12 protein-coding genes, 1 tRNA gene and 1 rRNA gene are annotated in these 19,799 nt (G+C 71.4%); 11 read left to right on the top strand and 3 right to left on the bottom strand.

All coding sequences use genetic code 11. The features are described from left to right. Together rrf and ACFC0Z_RS34525 are read left to right on the top strand one after the other, a co-directional pair. Window positions 1-93: ribosomal RNA gene (gene rrf / locus ACFC0Z_RS34530) — 5S ribosomal RNA — on the top strand; the annotation flags it as partial. A 5-nt stretch (window positions 94-98) separates the two neighbouring features. Next, window positions 99-174: transfer RNA gene (locus tag ACFC0Z_RS34525), tRNA-Thr, on the top strand. Between the two features lie 96 nt (window positions 175-270). Here ACFC0Z_RS34525 and ACFC0Z_RS34520 read toward each other — a convergent pair. Further along, complete coding sequence (locus tag ACFC0Z_RS34520; protein ID WP_376446666.1) at window positions 271-2,904, bottom strand: SpoIIE family protein phosphatase; 2,634 nt, start codon at window positions 2,902-2,904, stop codon at window positions 271-273. 269 nt (window positions 2,905-3,173) lie between these two features. On the opposite strand from ACFC0Z_RS34520, the gene ACFC0Z_RS34515 reads away from it, so the two are divergent. The 9 genes from ACFC0Z_RS34515 (at window position 3,174) to ACFC0Z_RS34475 (ending at window position 17,609) form a co-directional block, all read left to right on the top strand. Next, entirely contained in the window at window positions 3,174-8,678 is a 5,505-nt protein-coding gene (locus ACFC0Z_RS34515) for a HAMP domain-containing protein (protein ID WP_376446664.1), read from the top strand. Window positions 8,679-8,927: 249 nt separating this feature from the next. After that, window positions 8,928-9,602 (top strand): two-component system response regulator, encoded by a 675-nt coding sequence (locus ACFC0Z_RS34510; RefSeq protein WP_093873786.1) that lies wholly within the window; start codon window positions 8,928-8,930, stop codon window positions 9,600-9,602. Between the two features lie 120 nt (window positions 9,603-9,722). After that, a complete protein-coding gene (locus ACFC0Z_RS34505; RefSeq protein ID WP_376446660.1) occupies window positions 9,723-12,572 on the top strand; it encodes a DNA translocase FtsK in 2,850 nt (949 codons plus the stop codon). Window positions 12,573-12,819: 247 nt separating this feature from the next. After that, a complete protein-coding gene (locus ACFC0Z_RS34500; protein ID WP_376446657.1) occupies window positions 12,820-13,647 on the top strand; it encodes a helix-turn-helix domain-containing protein in 828 nt (275 codons plus the stop codon). 106 nt (window positions 13,648-13,753) lie between these two features. Beyond that, complete coding sequence (gene rimO, locus ACFC0Z_RS34495) at window positions 13,754-15,268, top strand: 30S ribosomal protein S12 methylthiotransferase RimO (RefSeq protein WP_376446654.1); 1,515 nt, start codon at window positions 13,754-13,756, stop codon at window positions 15,266-15,268. Further along, window positions 15,265-15,939 (top strand): CDP-diacylglycerol--glycerol-3-phosphate 3-phosphatidyltransferase, encoded by a 675-nt coding sequence (gene pgsA / locus ACFC0Z_RS34490; RefSeq protein ID WP_376446651.1) that lies wholly within the window; start codon window positions 15,265-15,267, stop codon window positions 15,937-15,939. The genes rimO and pgsA overlap by 4 nt, the downstream gene beginning before the upstream one ends. After that, a complete protein-coding gene (locus tag ACFC0Z_RS34485) occupies window positions 15,936-16,457 on the top strand; it encodes a CinA family protein (RefSeq protein WP_376446649.1) in 522 nt (173 codons plus the stop codon). Before pgsA ends, ACFC0Z_RS34485 begins: the two co-directional genes overlap by 4 nt. A 109-nt stretch (window positions 16,458-16,566) precedes the next feature. Beyond that, complete coding sequence (locus ACFC0Z_RS34480; protein WP_360809776.1) at window positions 16,567-16,950, top strand: helix-turn-helix transcriptional regulator; 384 nt, start codon at window positions 16,567-16,569, stop codon at window positions 16,948-16,950. 188 nt (window positions 16,951-17,138) lie between these two features. After that, window positions 17,139-17,609 (top strand): Dps family protein, encoded by a 471-nt coding sequence (locus ACFC0Z_RS34475; protein ID WP_376446646.1) that lies wholly within the window; start codon window positions 17,139-17,141, stop codon window positions 17,607-17,609. A gap of 411 nt (window positions 17,610-18,020) precedes the next feature. Here the strand turns inward: ACFC0Z_RS34475 and ACFC0Z_RS34470 are convergent, their stop codons facing one another. Further along, window positions 18,021-18,788 carry an SDR family NAD(P)-dependent oxidoreductase gene (locus tag ACFC0Z_RS34470; RefSeq protein WP_376446643.1) on the bottom strand — a complete coding sequence of 256 codons (768 nt, stop codon included), beginning with the start codon at window positions 18,786-18,788 and terminating at the stop codon, window positions 18,021-18,023. A gap of 32 nt (window positions 18,789-18,820) precedes the next feature. Further along, a complete protein-coding gene (locus ACFC0Z_RS34465; RefSeq protein ID WP_376446641.1) occupies window positions 18,821-19,639 on the bottom strand; it encodes a DNA-formamidopyrimidine glycosylase family protein in 819 nt (272 codons plus the stop codon). Window positions 19,640-19,799: the final 160 nt, after the last annotated feature.

Here is a 19,799-nt window from a genome sequence, read left to right as displayed (position 1 = left end):
ACGCCCGGTTACATTCCGAACCCGGAAGCTAAGCCTTTCAGCGCCGATGGTACTGCAGGGGGGACCCTGTGGGAGAGTAGGACGCCGCCGAACAACCCGCCCTTTTAGCTCAGTCGGTAGAGCGTCTCCATGGTAAGGAGAAGGTCAACGGTTCGATTCCGTTAAAGGGCTCCATCAAAAAAGCCCCCGCCATCTGGCGGGGGCTTTTTTGCGTTGGCCTGTGTGGGGCCGTGTGTGGGGCCGTCCCCTTTCGGGGGCGGCCCCTTTCGTCTACCTGAGGCGCATCGCCAGGATGGCCATGTCGTCGGAGGCGGGGGCCTGGGCGAAGCGTTCCACCGCGCGGAGTACGCGGGAGGTGATCGCGCCGGCCGTCAGGCCCGTACAGGTCCTGAGGACGTCGGCGAGGCCGTCGTCGCCCAGCATGCGGGTGCCCTCGCGGCGCTCGGTCACGCCGTCCGTGACGCAGAGGAGGACGTCACCCGGGTCGAGGGTGATCGTCTGCTCGTAGAGTTCGAGGTCCTCCATGACGCCGAGCAGCGGCTGCGGTTCGGCGGCCGGCTCGACCGTGCCGTCCGGGCGGAGCCGGAGCGGCAGGGGGTGGCCGGCGCAGACGACCTTGAGGATCGCCGAGCCGTCCTCCTGCGGGCGCATCTCTCCGTAGAGGAGGGTGAGGAAGCGGCTGCGGGCGCCTTCGTCGAGGATCGCCGCGTTGAGCCGCTCCAGGACGGCCGGGCCACCGAAGCCCTCGCGGGCCAGGAGACGGAGGGCGTGGCGGGCCAGACCGGTGACGGCCGCGGCCTCGGGACCCGTACCGCAGACGTCGCCGATGGCGAAGCCGTACGCGTTGTCCCGGATGGGGAAGAGGTCGTAGAAGTCGCCGCCCACCTCGTTGCCCTCGCCGGCCGCGCGGTAGATGACGTCGACCTCGACGCCGGGGATCGTCGGGAGGCCGGGCGGGAGCAGGCTGCGCTGGAGCGACTGGCTGATGGCCACGCGCTCGGAGTAGAGGCGGGCGTTGTCGAGGGCCAGGGCGGCCCGGCGCGAGAGGTCCTCGGCGAGCTCCAGGATCTCCTGGCGGAAGTGGTCCTCCGAGGGGCGGCCGAGGGTCAGCATGCCGATGACCCGGTTGCGCGCGACCAGGGGGAGGACGACCGTCTCGCCCGCCACCGCGGCGGCGGTGGCGAGGGTGGTGTCGATGCCGGAGGAGAGCGGGCTCGTCGGGTGGCCGAGGGTGCGGACGGAGGCGTTGAGCGCGGCCCGGTGGGCCGCGGCGCCGGGGGCCGCCCAGATCCGTGCGCCGGGTGTGGGCACCGGGTCGGGCGGGGCGATCGACGAGAGGAGTTCCTTGAGTCCGTCGATGCGGTCCTCGTCCTCGTGGAGCACGTACGAGAGGTACGGGTCGGAGGACTGGTCGGCGATCGTGTAGACCGCGCACCAGGTGGCGAGGGTCGGGACCGTCATCTGGGCCATGAGGGCGAGGGTCTGGTCGCGGTCGAGGGTGCCGGCGAGGAGGTCGGAGGCCTCGACGAGGAAGCTGAGGGAGCCGCGGCGCAGGCGTTCCAGTTCGCCGAGGCGGGCGGATTCCACGGCCAGGGCGATGCGGTCGGCGGCGAACTGGAGGCGCAGGGCCTCCTCGTTGGAGTAGCGGTGGGCTCCCTCGGCGGCGACGCCCAGGGAGCCGGTGAGGCGGCCCTCGACCTTGAGGGGGACGGTGACCACGGAGCGCATGCCGGTGCCGTCGAGGAGGGGGACGGCGCCGGGGACGGCGGCCAGGTCCTCGTGGACGGCGGGCATGCGGGCGGAGCCGTACCGGCTGGCGCCGGTCTCGACGGGGACGCGGGCGAAGCGCTGGCGGGCGGCCGGGAGGCCGGTGGTCGCGCGGACCTCGAGCTCGGTCTCGTCGTCGGTGGCGAGGAGGAGGAAGGCGGCGTCGCCGTCGAGCATGTCGCGGGCGCGTTCGACCGTGCGCTGGAGGAGGCCGTCGAGGTCGTCGGGGGCCGGGGAGCCGATGAAGACCTCGAAGGGGTCGGCGGCGGTGCGGCTCTCCGAGGCGGGGTCGGCGACGGGGCGCTGCGGGGTCTGGAGGACGGCGCGCTCGTGTTCCCGTACGAGGAGGCAGACCGTGGAGGGTTCGCCCTGGCTGTCGCGGACGCGCAGGTGGGAGGCGTAGACGGGGATGACGCGGCCGTCGGCGCAGCGGATGCCGTAGCTGCCCTCCCAGCGGGAGAGGCGGAGGGCCTCGGCGAGGCCGGTGCCGATGCCGGGGGTGTGGGGCCAGGCGGCGAGGTCGCCGAGGGGTTTGCCGGTGACCTGGTCGGGGGCGTACCCGAAGAGTTCGCCGGCGTCCTCGTTCCAGGAGGTGAGGGCTCCGCCGCCGTCGAGCTGGACGACGGCGACGCGGACGCGGGACTCGGTGGCGGGGAGGAGCGCGTCGGGGAGGACGGGGCCCGCGGAGCGGGTGCCGACGGGGCGCTGGGGGAGGTCGAGGTGGAACCAGACGTGCTTGCGGGTGGGGGAGTAGTCGACGCCCCAGCGGTGGGCGAGGGCGGCGCAGAGGAGGAGGCCTCGGCCGTTCTCGCGGTCGGGGTTGCCGAGGGTGCGGCCGCTCTGGACGGGGATCTCGCGCTCGGGGTAGCGGTCGGCGACCTCGACGCGGATGCCGGTGTCGGAGCGGAGGCAGAGGACCTCGGCGGCGGTGCCGGCATGGATGACGGCGTTGGTGACGAGCTCGCTGGTGAGGACGGTGGCGTCGTCGACGAGCTCGGGATGCCCCCAGCCCTGGAGGGTGTCCCTGACGAATGCGCGGGCGGCCGCGACGGACCGCCCGACGGGCTCGAAGCTGGCAGTCGCCCGCGCGGTGATCACAGCACTCCTCGTACGCGTCTCGACGCCCGGCTCTGCCATGCTCGGTCTGCCTCTCCCGCTGCCCGGTGGTGGTGCGCGCGCCTCACCGCCCCCGCCGGGCGGACCGGGGTGGTGGGACAGCCGCATGCCAGGTTACTTACCTTGGCTGTCCGCGCGGATGCCGGTCATTGCAGTTTCCGTCCTCCGGGGGAGGGGACGCTGTGCGAAGCTGCCGAACTGTTATCGCCTGGTTCGATCGCGGTGAAACACTGGGCAGGCTATCGGCGAGAGCCGGAAGCGTACGGTCGACCCCTTTCGGGAGGGACACGGTGGAGTCTGGCACGGCGGCGCGGCGCGGCGGAGGCAGCGGTACGCGCGCGAGGGGCGGGCGTTCCCGTGGGGGGACGGTGCAGGTGGACGCGGCGGCACTGGAGCGGTTGCTGGCCGCGCTGGTGTCGATGCGGGACGGGAACCTCCGCAAGCGGCTGACGCCGTCCGGCGACGGGATCATGGCGGAGATCTCCGCCGTGTTCAACGAGGTCGCGGACCGGCAGATGCACGTGACGGGTGAGCTGTCGCGGGTCCGCCGGGTGGTGGGGCGCGAGGGCAAGCTGTCCGAGCGCCTGGAGGCGGGAGCCAGCGAAGGGGCGTGGGCCGCGGCGATCGAGGCCGCGAACGCGCTGGTGGACGAGCTGGCGCGGCCGGTGTCCGAGGTGGGGCGGGTGCTGTCGGCGGTGGCCGAGGGCGATCTCGACCAGCGGATGGACCTGCGTTCGGAGGGTGCTGACGGGACCGTACGGCCGCTGCGCGGCGAGTTCCTGAAGGTCGCGCGTACCGCCAACAACCTCGTCGACCAGCTGTCGGTGTTCGCCTCCGAGGTGACGAGGGTCGCCGTCGAGGTGGGGACGGACGGCAAGCTGGGCGGGCAGGCGCAGGTGCGCGGGGTGTCCGGTTCGTGGAAGGACCTCACGGACTCGGTCAACACGATGGCGAACCGGCTGACGGCCCAGGTGCGGGACATCGCGCTGGTCACGACGGCGGTGGCGGACGGCGATCTGTCGCAGAAGGTCACGGCGAACGTGGCCGGCGAGATGCTGGAGCTGAAGAACACCGTCAACCGGATGGTGGACCAGCTGTCCTCGTTCTCCTCCGAGGTGACGCGTGTCGCGCGCGAGGTGGGTACGGAGGGCGAGCTCGGCGGCCAGGCGGAGGTGGCCGGGGTCGCGGGTGTGTGGAAGGACCTCACCGACTCCGTCAACACGATGGCGGGCAACCTCACCAATCAGGTGAGAGGGATCGCCGAGGTGACGACGGCGGTCGCGAACGGCGACCTGTCGCAGAAGGTGCGGGTCTCCGCGCGCGGTGAGATCGCGCAGCTCGCGGACACGATCAACCAGATGACGGAGACGCTGCGGACGTTCGCCGACGAGGTGACCCGGGTGTCGGGCGAGGTCGGCGCGCAGGGTCTGCTCGGCGGTCAGGCGCAGGTTCCGGGCGCGGCGGGGACGTGGAAGGACCTCACCGACTCGGTCAACACCGTCTTCCGGAACATCACCACGCAGGTGCGGGACATCGCGCAGGTGACGACGGCGGTGGCCAACGGCGACCTGTCGCAGAAGGTCACCGTGGACGTGGCCGGCGAGATGCTGGAGCTGAAGAACACCGTCAACACGATGGTCGACCAGCTGTCGGCCTTCGGCTCCGAGGTGACCCGGGTGGCCCGGGAGGTCGGCGTCGAGGGTCTGCTCGGCGGTCAGGCCGAGGTGCCGGGCGCGGCGGGGACCTGGAAGGACCTCACCGACTCGGTGAACACGGCCTTCCGGAACCTGACGGGCCAGGTGCGGGACATCGCGCAGGTGACGACGGCGGTGGCCAACGGCGACCTGTCGCAGAAGGTCACGGTCGACGTGGCCGGCGAGATGCTGGAGCTGAAGAACACCGTCAACACGATGGTGTCGCAGCTGTCCTCGTTCGCCGACCAGGTGACGCGGATGGCGCGGGACGTGGGCACCGAGGGACGGCTCGGCGGTCAGGCGCGGGTGGACGGCGTCTCGGGGCGCTGGCGGGAGCTCACGGACTCCGTGAACTTCATGGCCGGCAACCTGACCTCGCAGGTGCGGCAGATCGCGCAGGTGACGACCGCGGTGGCGCGGGGCGACCTGTCGCAGAAGATCGACGTGGACGCGCGCGGCGAGATCCTGGAGCTGAAGAACACCATCAACACGATGGTCGACCAGCTGTCCGCCTTCGCGGACCAGGTGACGCGGGTGGCCCGCGAGGTGGGTACGGACGGGCGGCTCGGCGGTCAGGCGCAGGTGCCGGGCGTGGCCGGCGTGTGGCGTGACCTGACCGACTCCGTGAACGGCATGGCCGGGAACCTGACGACCCAGGTGCGCAACATCGCGCAGGTCGCCACGGCGGTGGCGCGCGGTGACCTGTCGCAGAAGATCGACGTGGACGCGCGGGGCGAGATCCTGGAGCTGAAGAACACCCTCAACACGATGGTGGACCAGCTCTCGAACTTCGCCGAGCAGGTGACGCGGGTGGCCCGCGAGGTGGGCACCGAGGGCATCCTCGGCGGCCAGGCCGAGGTACAGGGGGTCTCCGGCACCTGGAAGGACCTCACCCAGTCGGTGAACTTCATGGCCAACAACCTCACCATCCAGGTGCGGAACATCGCCGAGGTCACCACCGCGGTCGCCATGGGCGACCTGTCGAAGAAGATCACGGTCGACGCCCGGGGCGAGATCCTGGAGCTGGTGACGACCGTGAACACGATGGTCGACCAGCTGTCGAACTTCGCGGACGAGGTCACGCGCGTGGCCCGCGAGGTGGGTACGGAGGGCATCCTCGGCGGCCAGGCGCGGGTGCGCGGGGTCACCGGTACGTGGAAGGACCTCAGCGACAACGTCAACCTGATGGCCAACAACCTGACCAACCAGGTGCGGAACATCTCCCGGGTGTCGGCGGCCGTCGCCAACGGCGACCTGACGAAGAAGGTGACGGTCGAGGCGCGCGGCGAGGTCGCCGAGCTCGCCGAGACCGTCAACACGATGGTGACGACGCTGTCGTCCTTCGCGGACGAGGTCACCCGGGTGGCCCGCGAGGTGGGCACGGACGGCGAACTGGGCGGGCAGGCCCGGGTTCCCGGGGTCTCCGGCACCTGGAAGGACCTCACCGAGTCGGTGAACTCGATGGCCGACAACCTCACCGGTCAGGTGCGGCAGATCGCGGCCGTCACCACCGCCATCGCCAAGGGCGACCTGACGAAGAAGATCGACATCGACGCGCGCGGTGAGATCCAGGAGCTGAAGAACACCATCAACACGATGGTCGACCAGCTGTCGAACTTCGCGGAGGAGGTCACGCGTGTGGCCCGCGAGGTGGGTACGGACGGGCAGCTCGGCGGCCAGGCGCGGGTCCGGGACGTCGAGGGCACCTGGAGCGACCTGACCGAGTCCGTGAACGAGATGGCCGGGAACCTCACCCGGCAGGTGCGCGCCATCGCGGCCGTCGCCACGGCGGTGACCCGCGGCGACCTCAACGTCAAGATCGACGGCGTCGACGCGGCCGGTGAGATCCAGGCGCTCCAGGACAACATCAACACGATGATCGCGAACCTGCGCGACACGACGCTCGCCAACGACGAGCAGGACTGGCTCAAGAGCAACCTGGCCCGCATCTCCGGTCTCATGCAGGGCCGTCGGGACCTCGACGACGTGGCCTCGCTCATCATGAGCGAGCTGACGCCGGTGGTGTCGGCCCAGCACGGCGCGTTCTTCGTGGCCATGCCCACGGGCTCCGCGCACGGCGACGCCGAGCTCGTGGGGGAGGGCGACGGCGCGTACGAGCTGCGGATGCGCGGGAGTTACGGGTACTCGCCCGGGTCCATGCCGACCTCGTTCCGCCCCGGGGAGACCCTCATCGGGACGGCCGCCGAGGAGAAGCGGACGATTCCGATGAGCGTGCCGCCGGGCTATCTCAAGATCTCCTCCGGGCTCGGCGAGGCCTCGCCCGCGCACGTGATCGTGCTGCCGGTGCTCTTCGAGGGCAAGGTCCTCGGCGTGATCGAGCTGGCGTCGTTCCAGCCGTTCACGCAGATCCAGCGGGACTTCCTCAACCAGATCGCCGAGCTGATCGCCACCACGGTCAACACCATCAGCGTCAACACCAAGACCGAGGTGCTGCTGCGGCAGTCGCAGGAGCTCACCGAGCAGCTCAAGGAGCGTTCGGCCGAGCTGGAGCACCGCCAGAAGGAGCTCCAGGGCTCCAACCTGGAGCTGGAGGAGAAGGCCGAGCTGCTCGCCCGGCAGAACCGTGACATCGAGGTGAAGAACACCGAGATCGAGGAGGCGCGGCAGGTCCTGGAGGAGCGCGCCGAACAGCTCGCCGTCTCCATGCGGTACAAGTCCGAGTTCCTGGCCAACATGTCGCACGAGCTGCGGACCCCGCTCAACTCCCTGCTGATCCTGGCCAAGTTGCTCGCGGACAACGCCGAGACGAACCTGACGCCGAAGCAGGTCGAGTTCGCGGAGACGATCCACGGCGCGGGCTCCGACCTGCTCCAGCTGATCAACGACATCCTCGACCTGTCCAAGGTCGAGGCGGGCAAGATGGACGTCTCGCCGACGCGGATCGCACTCGTCCAGCTCGTCGACTACGTGGAGGCGACCTTCCGGCCGCTCACGGCGGAGAAGGGGCTCGACTTCTCGGTGCGGGTCTCGCCCGAGCTGCCGGCCACGCTCCACACCGACGAGCAGCGGCTGCTCCAGGTGCTGCGCAACCTCCTGTCCAACGCGGTGAAGTTCACCGACTCCGGTGCCGTGGAGCTGGTGATCCGGCCGGCCGGCGGGGACGTACCGCAGTCGATCCGGGAGCAGCTCCTGGAGGCGGGTTCGCTGCGGGATCCGGACGCCGACCTGATCGCCTTCTCGGTGACGGACACCGGGATCGGGATCGCGGAGAGCAAGATGCTGGTCATCTTCGAGGCGTTCAAGCAGGCCGACGGGACGACCAGCCGGAAGTACGGCGGTACGGGTCTGGGCCTGTCGATCAGCCGGGAGATCGCGCGGCTGCTCGGCGGCGAGATCTTCGCGGCGAGCGAGCCGGGCCGCGGGTCGACCTTCACGCTGTACCTGCCGCTGAGCCCCAACGGGCTGCCGCCGCACCTGTACGGACCGGGGGCGGCCGACGGGGACGATCCGCAGCGGAGCGCGGAGGAGGGGGCGGCCGGGGCCGGCCACGCCTTCTCGCCCTTCCCGCACTTCCCGCCGCCGCCGGTGCGGACGGAGGCGCGGTCGGGGGCCGGGGCGCTGTTCAGGCACCGGCGGAAGGCGGCGGCGGAGGCGTCGGGGGCGCGGACCGCGCTGCCGGGTCAGGCCGGGCAGCCGGGCCAGGAGGGCGCGGCGGAGCGGGTGGCGCCGGAGCCGGAGGCCGAGCCGAGGCGTACGTACGGCTTCTCGGGCGAGCGGGTCCTCATCGTCGACGACGACATCCGCAACGTCTTCGCGCTCACGAGCGTCCTGGAGCAGCACGGGCTCGCGGTGCTGTACGCGGAGAACGGCCGTGAGGGCATCGAGGTCCTGGAGCAGAACGACGACGTCAAGGTCGTGCTGATGGACATCATGATGCCGGAGATGGACGGGTACGCGACGACGGAGGCGATCCGGCGGATGCCGCAGTTCGCCGGGCTGCCGATCATCGCGCTGACGGCGAAGGCGATGCAGGGCGACCGGGAGAAGGCGATCGAGTCGGGTGCCTCGGACTACGTGACGAAGCCGGTCGACCCCGATCACCTGCTGACCGTCATGGAGCAGTGGATGCGGGGGGTGTGAGTCGCTGACGGGCTGTCGCCGCACGGGTGTGAGCGGACCGGTTACGGGGAACCTTCTGGTCTCCCGCCGCGTTTCCGGTCTGTGCACAGTGACATCGCGGTGACAGGGTGTGGCGATGGGTGGGGTGCGGCTACGATGACCGGCACAAGGACGGACGGCGTCAAGGAGCCGTCCTCTGGGGCGGCGCCCGGTGCTTCCCCCGGTTCGGGGAGCCGGGGTGAGCCGTTGCCGGGGCGAGGAGGACGGGGCATGGTGCAGAAGGCCAAGATCCTCCTGGTCGATGACCGGCCGGAGAATCTGCTGGCGTTGGAGGCCATTCTCTCCGCGCTCGATCAGACGCTGGTGCGGGCATCGTCCGGGGAGGAAGCGCTCAAGGCGCTGCTGACGGACGACTTCGCGGTCATCCTGCTGGATGTCCAGATGCCCGGCATGGACGGTTTCGAGACCGCCGCGCACATCAAGCGGCGGGAGCGGACCCGGGACATCCCGATCATCTTCCTCACCGCCATCAACCACGGCCCCCACCACACCTTCCGGGGGTACGCGGCCGGCGCGGTCGACTACATCTCGAAGCCGTTCGACCCGTGGGTGCTCCGCGCCAAGGTCTCCGTCTTCGTCGAGCTGTACATGAAGAACTGCAAGCTGCGCGAGCAGGCGGCCCTGCTGCGGCTCCAGTTGGAGGGCGGCGGCGAGGGCGGTCACGGCAAGGAGTCCGCCGGGCTGCTCGCCGAACTGTCCGCGCGTCTGGCGGCCGTCGAGGAGCAGGCGGAGGCGCTGTCGAAGCAGCTCGACGACGACTCCGCCGACGCGGCGGCGGTCGCCACCGCCGCCCACCTGGAGCGCAAGCTGACCGGACTGCGGCGGGCCCTCGACGCCCTGGAGCCGGGCACGGGCGCCGCGCCCACGCTGCCCGCCCAGAGCTGACGCGCCGTCACAGGCATGGGCCCGGAATGAGCCGACGTCAGCTCGGCGCCTCGGCAAGGGTGACCGGATCGGGTGAGTTGGAGGCGGACAGCCCGTCTCCTCACCGGTAACCTCGACCCCATGGCTTCACGTACGTCCGGCAAGGGTTCACAGAGCACGGCGGGCGCCGCAAAGCCGCGCGCCGGCCGGACGACGGCCGCCGCGAAGAAAGCGGCACCCGCCAAGGCGCCCGCCAAACCGGCGGTCAAGGCGGCCGCGAAGGCTCCCGCGAAGAAGGCGGCGGCCAAGAAGGCCGCGCCCGCCAAACGCGCGCCCGCGCGCAAGACCGCCGCCAAGAAGGCCGCGCCGCGGCCCGCTCCCTCGCCCACCGGGGGCATCTACCGGCTGGCGCGCGGCGCCTGGCTGGGCGTCGCCCACGGCGTCGGCGCGATGTTCCGGGGGATAGGGCGGGGCGCCAAGGGGCTCGACCCGGCCCACCGCAAGGACGGGCTCGCGCTGCTCCTCCTCGGGCTCGCCCTGATCGTCGCCGCCGGGACCTGGTCCCATCTGCGCGGCCCGGTCGGCGACCTCGTCCAGATGCTGGTGACCGGCTCCTTCGGCCGGCTCGACCTGCTCGTCCCGCTGCTCCTCGGCGCGATCGGCGTGCGGCTGATCCTCTATCCGGAGCGGCCCGAGGCCAACGGCCGGATCAGCATCGGCCTCTCCGCCCTCGTCATCGGCATCCTCGGCCAGGTCCACATCGCGTGCGGTTCGCCCGGGCGTGACGACGGCAGCGCGGCCATGCAGGACGCCGGCGGCCTCATCGGCTGGGCCGCGTCCCAGCCGCTCGTCTTCATGATGGGCGAGGTCCTCGCCGTCCCCATGCTCGTCCTGCTCACGCTCTTCGGGCTGCTCGTCGTCACCGCCACCCCGGTCAACGCGATCCCGCAGCGGCTGCGCGCGCTCGGCGCCAGGCTCGGCCTCGTCGAGCCGGCCGAGGACGCGGCGGACGCCGACGGGTACGGGCGGTACGAGGAGTACGAGGGCCACGACCCGTACGACGAGGACTGGCGCGAGGCCGCGCCCCGCCCCGGGCGCCCCGCGCGGCGCCGCGCCTCCGGGCCCGCGGAGCCGTACGACGTGGACCGTGCCGAGGCCGAGGTCCTGGAGCGGCGGTCCGGCCGGGGTCCGCGCAGCACCGCGCCGAGCGCCTTCGACCACGGTCTCGACCCGGTCGACGTGGCCGCCGCGGCGGCCGCCGCCCTCGACGGAGCCGTGCTCAACGGGATGCCGCCGTCCCCGCTCGTCGCCGGCCTCACCAAGGACGTCACCGCCGAGCGCGACGCCGCCCTGGCCGCGAGCGGAGACGGGGTGCCGCCCATGCCGGCCGCGCCGCCGGTGCCGTCCGCGCGGCCCGGTGAGCGGCGCCCCGGCGGAGGCGTACCGGACCTGACCAAGCCGGCGCCCGAGCCGACCGACCTGCCGGCCAGGGCCGAGCAGCTCCAGCTGTCCGGTGACATCACCTACTCGCTGCCCTCGATGGACCTCCTGGAGCGCGGCGGTCCCGGCAAGACGCGCAGCGCCGCCAACGACGCGGTCGTCGAGTCGCTCTCCAACGTCTTCGTCGAGTTCAAGGTCGACGCGGCCGTCACCGGCTTCACGCGCGGCCCGACGGTCACGCGGTACGAGGTCGAGCTCGGCCCGGCCGTGAAGGTCGAGAAGATCACGGCCCTGACCAAGAACATCGCGTACGCCGTGGCCTCCCCGGACGTCCGGATCATCTCGCCGATCCCCGGCAAGTCGGCGGTCGGCATCGAGATCCCGAACAGCGACCGCGAGATGGTCAACCTCGGGGACGTGCTGCGGCTCGCGGACGCGGCGGGCGACGACCACCCGATGCTGGTCGCGCTCGGCAAGGACGTCGAGGGCGGCTACGTCATGGCCAACCTCGCGAAGATGCCGCACGTGCTCGTCGCGGGCGCCACCGGCTCCGGCAAGTCCTCCTGCATCAACTGCCTCATCACCTCGGTGATGATCAGGGCGACGCCCGAGGACGTCCGGATGGTCCTCGTCGACCCCAAGCGCGTCGAGCTCACCGCGTACGAGGGCATCCCGCACCTCATCACGCCGATCATCACCAACCCCAAGAAGGCCGCCGAGGCCCTCCAGTGGGTGGTGAAGGAGATGGACCTCCGCTACGACGACCTGGCGGCCTTCGGGTTCCGGCACATCGACGACTTCAACCAGGCGATCAGGGACGGCAAGATCCAGCTGCCCGAGGGCAGCCAGCGCGAGCTGAGCCCGTACCCGTACCTCCTGGTGATCGTCGACGAGCTCGCCGACCTGATGATGGTCGCGCCCCGGGACGTCGAGGACTCGATCGTCCGCATCACCCAGTTGGCCCGCGCCGCAGGCATCCACCTGGTCCTCGCGACCCAGCGTCCGTCCGTCGACGTCGTCACCGGTCTGATCAAGGCGAACGTGCCCTCGCGGCTCGCCTTCGCCACCTCCTCGCTCGCCGACAGCCGGGTCATCCTCGACCAGCCCGGCGCCGAGAAGCTGATCGGCAAGGGCGACGGGCTGTTCCTGCCGATGGGCGCCAACAAGCCCGTCCGCATGCAGGGCGCCTTCGTCACCGAGCACGAGGTCGCGGCCGTCGTGCAGCACTGCAAGGACCAGATGACGCCGGTCTTCCGGGAGGACGTCACCGTCGGTGCCAAGCAGAAGAAGGAGATCGACGAGGACATCGGCGACGACCTCGACCTGCTGTGCCAGGCCGCCGAACTGGTCGTCTCGACGCAGTTCGGCTCGACGTCGATGCTCCAGCGCAAGCTGCGCGTCGGCTTCGCCAAGGCCGGCCGGCTGATGGACCTGATGGAGTCGCGGAACATCGTCGGGCCGAGCGAGGGCTCGAAGGCGCGGGACGTGCTGGTGAAGCCCGACGAGATCGACGGGGTCATCGCCGTGATCCGGGGGGAGTCGGGCGCGTAGCGCATGGGCCGGGGGCGACGGGGTACGCGTTCGAGACCGGGCCGAGACTCACTCGTAAGGGAAAGGGGGGCAACCGTTTCCCCTGCCCGTACGTCAAGTTGGACGGTGGGACAGACACACGTCCCATCCTCATGCCGTACAACCAGCCTCATGGCGTACAAACGGCACCCGCCCGGTTGCCCCACCCTTTCGTACCACCCATAGACTGAACGTCCAGCAGGTGGCTACACGCTCGAAAGGCGCTCACGTGTCCATCGGCAACTCCCCCGAAGACGACCGGACGTTCCCGGCAGACGACCGGGACTCGATCGGTCGCGCTCTCCAGCAGGCCCGTATCGCCGCCGGTCTCACCGTCGAAGAGGTCAGTGCTTCCACCCGTGTCCGGATTCCGATCGTGCACGCGATCGAGGAGGACGACTTCTCGCGCTGCGGCGGCGACGTCTACGCCCGCGGCCACATCCGTACGCTCGCCCGCGCCGTCGGCCTCGATCCGGCCGGCCTGATCGAGACGTACGACGCCGATCACGGTGGCCGTCCCGCGCCCACCCCCGCCGCCCCGCTCTTCGAGGCGGAACGTATCCGCCCCGAACCGCGGCGGCCCAACTGGACCGCCGCGATGGTCGCGGCCATCGTCGCCGTCGTCGGTTTCGTCGGCTTCACGATGTTCGACGGGAACGAGACGCCGAAGGGCACCACCGCGGCCGACGCCGGACCGGCGCCCGCCCCGGAGAAGGCGACCTCGGCCGCCAAGCCGAAGCCGGTCAAGCCCGCCGCCCCGAAGCCGGCCGAGAGCGCGATCGCGGCCGTCCCGCAGGACAAGGTCACGGTCAAGCTCACCGCCGTCGACGGCAAGAGCTGGATCTCGGCCAAGGCCCACGACGGCCAGCTGCTCTTCGACGGCCTCCTCCTGGACGGCGAGTCGAAGACCTTCCAGGACGACGAGAAGGTCGACCTGGTCCTCGGCAACGCCGGTGCCGTCGAGCTGTACGTGAACGGAAAGAAGATCGAGGACCAGTTCGAATCCGGCCAGGTCGAGCGGCTCACCTACACCAAGGGCGACCCGCAGGCCGGATGACCGGCCCGGTCCGCAGGAGCGGCTCCGGGGCGGCTGATGTGACCTCCGTCGCGCAGGTGAACCCTGCGCGACGGGGGAACGGCCGGGACGAAGTAGTCTTGAGTCCATGCCCGAACGCCGTACCGTCGCCCTTGTCACTCTTGGCTGCGCCCGTAACGAGGTGGACTCGGAGGAGCTCGCAGGCCGCTTGGCAGCGGACGGCTGGGAGCTCGTCGAGAACGCCGAGGACGCGGACGTCGCCGTAGTCAACACCTGTGGATTCGTCGAAGCCGCCAAGAAGGACTCCGTCGACGCCCTCCTCGAAGCCAATGACCTGAAGGACCACGGCAAGACCCAGGCCGTGGTCGCCGTCGGCTGCATGGCCGAGCGGTACGGCAAGGAGCTCGCCGAGGCCCTCCCGGAGGCCGACGGCGTCCTGGGCTTCGACGACTACGCCGACATCTCCAACCGCCTCCAGACCATCCTCAGCGGTGGCAGTGTCGAGGCGCACACCCCGCGTGACCGGCGCAAGCTGCTGCCGCTCTCCCCGGTGGAGCGCCAGGAGGCCGCCGCGGCCGTGGCCCTGCCCGGCCACGGCGACACGGTGGCCGCCCCCGAGGAGCCGGCCCAGGCCCCCGAGAACGTGCCGTCCGACCTCCCCGAGGGTGTCGCCCCCGTCTCCGGTCCGCGCGCGCCGCTGCGCCGCCGGCTCGACACCAGCCCCGTCGCCTCCGTGAAGCTGGCCTCCGGCTGCGACCGCCGCTGCTCCTTCTGCGCCATCCCCTCCTTCCGCGGCTCCTTCGTCTCGCGCCGTCCCTCGGACGTGCTGAACGAGACGCGCTGGCTCGCCGAGCAGGGCGTGAAGGAGGTCATGCTGGTCTCCGAGAACAACACCTCGTACGGCAAGGACCTCGGCGACATCCGCCTCCTGGAGAGCCTGCTGCCCGAGCTCGCCGCCGTCGACGGCATCGAGCGCGTCCGCGTCAGCTACCTCCAGCCCGCCGAGATGCGCCCCGGCCTGATCGACGTGCTGACCTCGACCGAGAAGGTCGTGCCCTACTTCGACCTGTCGTTCCAGCACAGCGCCCCGGACGTGCTGCGCGCCATGCGCCGCTTCGGCGACACCGACCGCTTCCTGGAGCTCCTGGAGACCATCCGCTCCAAGGCCCCGACGGCCGGTGCCCGCTCGAACTTCATCGTCGGCTTCCCCGGCGAGACCGAGGCGGACTTCGCCGAGCTGGAACGCTTCATCACCCACGCGCGCCTCGACGCCATCGGCGTCTTCGGCTACTCCGACGAGGACGGCACCGAGGCCGCCACGTACGAGCACAAGCTCGACCAGGAGGTCGTCGACGCCCGACTGGCCCACCTGTCGCGGCTCGCCGAGGAGCTCACCGCGCAGCGCGCGGAGGAGCGGCTCGGAGAGACCCTGGACGTACTCGTCGAGACCCTGGACGAGGAGGACGGCTGGATCGGCCGCGCCGCCCACCAGGCGCCCGAGACGGACGGACAGGTGTACCTCACCACGGCCGACGGTACGAGCCCCGACCTGGCCCCTGGCCGTATGGTCAAGGCGAAGGTCGTCGGCACGGAAGGCGTCGACCTGGTGGCCGAGTGTCTTTTCGAGGAGGCGGGCAGATGACCGGAGTCCCGGCATCCGCGACGGGCGGGACCGGTAGGCCGACGCCCCGCGGCAAGCTGGGCACGGCGGCCGTCAATCAGGCCAGCCTGTGGAACATCGCGAACATCCTCACGATGATCAGGCTCGTGCTCGTGCCGGGCTTCGTGGTGCTGCTCCTCCAGGACGGCGGACACGACCCCGTCTGGCGCGCCTGGGCGTGGGCGGCGTTCGCGGTCGCCATGATCACGGACGTCTTCGACGGGCACCTGGCGAGGACGTACAACCTGGTCACGGACTTCGGGAAGATCGCCGACCCGATCGCCGACAAGGCGATCATGGCGGCCGGCCTGATCTGTCTCTCCTCGCTCGGCGACCTGCCCTGGTGGGTCACCGTGGTCATCCTGGCGCGCGAGCTGGGGATCACCCTGATGCGGTTCTGGGTGATCCGCCACGGGGTGATCCCGGCCAGCCGGGGCGGCAAGATGAAGACGCTCGCGCAGGGCACGGCGGTCGGCATGTACGTGCTGATGCTGACCGGGCCGCTGGCCACGCTGCGCTTCTGGGTGATGGGGGTGGCCGTCGTGCTGACCGTCGTCACCGGTCTGGACTATGTGCGACAGGCCGTCGTGCTGCGGCGGCGGGGACTCGCCGCCGAACGCGCGGCCGAGCGCCCGGAGGCGGCGACGCGATGACGCAGGCCGCCCGTGTCCTTGCGCTGCTCGCGGAGCGTGGTCACACGGTGGCCGCCGCGGAGTCGCTCACGGGTGGTCTGGTGGCCGCCGAGATCACCGGCACGCCGGGAGCCTCGAAATCCTTCCTCGGCTCGGTCACGGCCTACGCCACGGTCCTCAAGCACGAGCTCCTCGGCGTCGACAAGGCCCTCCTCGCGGAGCGCGGCGCGGTCGATCCGGAGGTCGCGCTGCAGATGGCGAGGGGTGTACGGGCCCGGCTCGGGGCCGACTGGGGCATCTCCACGACCGGCGTCGCGGGCCCCGACCCGCAGGACGGACAGCCCGTCGGAACCGTCTACGTGGCGGTCGCGGGACCGGCCGGAGGAGGCGCCGGAGCCGGGAAAGTGGTCTCGTTGAGGTTGAACGGCGGCCGCGCGGAAATCCGTAGAGAGAGTGTACGGAGCGTGTTGGCACTGCTCCTTGAGGAACTCTCGGGAAATGCGCGGGCACAGGATACGGAACACAACGGGGGGAATTGATGTTTGCAGCCCTGAGTGAACACGACATCGCTCCCCGCACGGCCGCAGCGCGAGGCGGTACGGTGGGGCGTGAAGGATGCGGCTACGCGGTCCGAGGAGGGAGCCACCGATGATTCTGCTCCGTCGCCTGTTGGGTGACGTGCTGCGTCGGCAGCGCCAGCGCCAGGGCCGTACTCTGCGCGAAGTCTCCTCGTCCGCCCGAGTCTCGCTCGGCTATCTCTCCGAGGTGGAGCGGGGGCAGAAGGAGGCTTCCTCCGAACTGCTCTCCGCGATCTGCGACGCGTTGGACGTACGGATGTCCGAGCTCATGCGCGAAGTGAGCGACGAGCTGTCACTGGCCGAACTGGCCGAGTCGGCAGCCGCGAGCGAACCGGTACCGACGCCGGTGCGCCCGATGCTCAATTCGGTGTCGGTGACATCGGTGACCGGTGTGCCGACCGAGCGGGTGACCATCAAGGCGCCCGCGGAAGCGGTGGACGTCGTCGCCGCTTGACCGAAGCGAACTGTGAAGTGTGCAGTGGGGTGAAGCCCCGGTCGGTGCCCTGCGGGGTGCCGGGCGGGGCTTTTCTCTTGCCCCGGCTCTCTTGCCTCGGTGCGCGTTTTGTGGCGTGATCTCCGAGATGCCGGGTTCCGGTGGTGCGTGCCATGGTGGGAGGACGTACGACTGGTTGGAGATCCCGTATGTCCGTCGTGAAGAGCCCGCTGTCCGACGCCGACCGCAAGACGGTCGGCGGCGCCCTCCAAGGGGCGCTGGTCGACCTGATCGACCTCTCCCTCGTCGCCAAGCAGGTGCACTGGAACGTGGTCGGACCGCGCTTCCGCTCCGTCCACCTCCAGCTCGACGAGGTCGTCGACACCGCGCGGCTGCACTCCGACACCGTCGCCGAGCGTGCCTCCGCGCTCGGCGTCAACCCGGACGGGCGGTCGGCGACCGTGGCCGCCTCCAGCGCGATCGGCACGGTCCCCGAGGGCTGGATCAAGGACGCGGAGGCGGTCGACATCCTCGTCGCCGCGCTGGGGGCGGTCATCACCCGGATGCGGGAACGGATCGACGTCACCGGGGACCCGGACCCGATCAGTCAGGACATCCTGATCGGGCTGACCGGCGATCTTGAAAAGCACGCGTGGATGTTCCAGGCGGAGAGCGCGTAGGCGGCCGGCCCGTGGTGATACGCGAGGAGTGCGCCGGGTTTGCCTCCGGTGCGCCCTCCCGCTGGGTGATCCTGCCGGTCTAGCGTCGACCGCAGGAGGCGGCCATGGTACGGCGACGTGTTCCGCCGGTGACGCTCGCGCTGGTCGCGGTCGGGCTGGTGGCCGGGGGGCTCTGGTGGTGGGCGGTGCTGCGGCTGCTGCTCGTGCCGGGGGAGTCCGGTCTCGTCGAGGGCGCGGTGGTCGCGGGCGGCTGGGGGCTGAGCTTGCTGCCGGTGCATGTGGCGGCGTCTGTGTCTGGGGCTGGGGCTGGGGCTGGGTCGGCGTCTGGGCCTGGGACTGGGTCTGGGTCGGCGTCTGGGCCTGGGTCTGGGGCGGCGTCTGCGTCGGCTCGGGGGGTGGGGCGGGGGAGCGTCACCAGGGCATGGCGACGCCGCCGTTGGGGCGGAGGATCTGGCCCGTCGTGAACGAGGAGGCGTCGCAGGCGAGGTGGAGGACCGCGTGCGCGATGTCCTCGGCCTCGCCGACCCGCCGCAGCGGCGAGTGACGGATCATCGCCGCCTCCGCCTGCTCCTGCGCCGCCGGTTCGTGGCGGTCCGTCATGGGCGTGCGGATCCAGCCGGGCGCGACCGCGTTGACGCGGATGCCGTACGCGCCCGCCTCCGTCGCGAGGGTCTTCGTCAGCTGGACCACGGCCGCCTTCGTGACGCTGTAGCAGAGCAGGCCCGGGCTCGCGGTGTCCATCGCGCCCGAGGCCATCGTGACGATCGAGCCGGGGATGCCGGAGTCGATCATCGAGCGGGCCGCCTCCTGGCACGCGTACAGCACGCCCTTGAAGTTGACCGCGAGGACGCGGTCGAGGTCCTCGTCACGGGTCTCCAGGACGCTGCTGGTGTGCATGATCCCGGCGACGGCCGCCATGACGTGCAGCGGGCCGGCCGCGCGTACGGCGGCGGCGAGCGCCGCCCGGTCCGTGACGTCCAGGGGGTGGAGGTGCGCGGTGCCGCCCTCGGACGCGACGAGGGCCGCCGTCTCCTTGAGGCCGTTCTCGTCGCGGTCCGCGCAGTGGACGGCCGCGCCCGCCTGGGCCAGGAGGCGGGCGGTGGCGCGCCCGATGCCGCTCGCCGCGCCGGTGACGAACGCGGTGCGGCCGGTGAGGTCGTACGCCGGGAGAGTCGTCATGCCCGGACCGTAAGGGTGAATCTGACGGTTCGTCAATTGTGTGGGTGGGGGCTTCTGGTGGGCTCCTCGACCGGGCCTCGCTGGCAGCCGGGGCACCAGTACGTGACGCGGTCGCCGAGCTCCGCCTTCCTGATCGGGGCGCCGCAGCGCAGGCACGGCCGGCCCTCGCGGCCGTAGACGTGCAGGGGGGTGCCGGGGCGGCGCGTCGTGGTGGTGCGGCGGTCGGGGCGGTCCTTGTTCGCCTCCAGGAGGCGGTGGGCGGTCGCGACCAGGCGGGCGGGGACGTCCGGGCCGAGGTCGCCGACGGGGAGCCACGGGGTGACGGCGGCGAGGAAGGCCAGCTCCGACTTGTACACGTTGCCGATGCCGGCCAGGTTGCGCTGGTCGAGCAGGGCCTCGCCGAGCGTGCGGTCCGGGGCGGCGAGCAGGCGGCGTACCGCCTCGTCGGGGTCCCAGTCGGGACCTAGCAGGTCGGGGCCGAGGTGGCCGACGACGCGAGGCTCGTCTGCGGTGCGGATCAGCTCCAGGACCGGGAGGCGGTAGCCGTACGCGGTGAACTCGGCGTTGCCGAGGACGGCGCGAATCTGGTGCTCGGGGCCGCCGTGCGGGCGCTCACCGGTGGCGTACACCCGCCAGGCGCCGTCCATGCGGAGGTGGGAGTGGAGGGTGAGCCCGCCCTCGATCCGGGCCAGGAGGTGCTTGCCGCGCGGGGTGACGTCGAGGAGGGTGCGGGCGGTGAGGTCGGCGGTCGCGAACCGGGGGACGCGGAGGTCCGAGCGGGTCAGGACGCGGCCGGCGAGGGCGGTGTGCAGGCGGTGGGCGGCCTGCCAGATGGTGTCTCCTTCGGGCACGGGTCCATTGTGGGGGGTGCTGCGGGGCGCTGCCCTGGGCTGGGCGGGGGTGGGCTGCGTTGGGCGGGTGCGGGTGGGTGGGGTGGGCGCCTGCGGCGGGCCTTCACCCCACCCCGCCCCTTCCCGAAACCGGGGGGGGGGCCCCGGCCCCCGGGGGGGG

Source organism: Streptomyces sp. NPDC056144 (assembly GCF_042264145.1).
In the GTDB taxonomy this organism is placed as follows: Bacteria; Actinomycetota; Actinomycetes; order Streptomycetales; family Streptomycetaceae; genus Streptomyces.
Note: the sequence above shows the minus strand (reverse complement) of the source record. Positions and strands in the feature narration are given on the sequence as shown.